This window comes from Bartonella sp. AP57NXGY (genome assembly GCF_042195805.1).
Taxonomy (GTDB): Bacteria; Pseudomonadota; Alphaproteobacteria; order Rhizobiales; family Rhizobiaceae; genus Bartonella.
In genome coordinates this window covers 1-718 of record NZ_JBHIOZ010000513.1, presented here as the reverse complement: position 1 = coordinate 718, position 718 = coordinate 1, and the positions used below count along the sequence as shown (strand labels likewise).

The following is a 718-nucleotide window of genomic DNA, read 5'->3' as shown; positions in this document are numbered from 1 at the left end:
GACAGCTAGATGTCGCACCGCTTGAGGGAGCAGTGCATAATCGCGTAGATATGATCAATGATTTATCGGATGAAGGATTGGGATACTGGGACAAAGTGCGCGAAGTCGCAAATGTTAAAGAACATCCAGTAGGTGAGATTTTGCATGATGAAAATGGCAATGTCCTCTATTTAACCGATGAAAATGGAAAACCTATAAAAGACAGCGATGGAGAATATATTACTCTGTATCACTTTTTAAATGCTGAAGATGAGCAGCATTTACAAGCTGGCTCTGATGGCAACAGGCGTATGTTCTATAATGGTATTTTTAACACACCAGATGAAGCAGCCGGTAATGCTGTCCACTTAGCTGATAATGAACATGAACCCCTTTATTTTACATACCACCCACAAGCTAAAGATAAGCTAGTAGAGTTCGGGGTAGCAATTTATGAGTATTTTGGGGGATGGAGTAATTCGGCCAAGAAATTCCAAGATTTTGCCTCTCGTTATGGTAATGATGGGGCGATTGTTAGTGCGCATAGTCGTGGTAGCTTAACAGTAGGCAATGGACTACGTGACTTTGAAAAGCGCGGCATCCACGGTATAGCAGAAAAAACAGATATTTATCTTTATGGACCAGCGGATCATGCTCAATCGATAGCGAATGCATTATATGTCGTAAGCGATGGCAAAAATGATCATGTTTACTTACAAAGCCATGCATCTGACCCCAT

The 718-nt window shown here is 41.5% G+C and carries 1 pseudogene; it reads left to right on the top strand.

The annotated features are described in order from the left end of the window. Positions 1–32: 32 nt before the first annotated feature. A pseudogene (locus ACFIL8_RS11765) lies at positions 33–718 on the top strand (filamentous hemagglutinin); the annotation flags it as partial.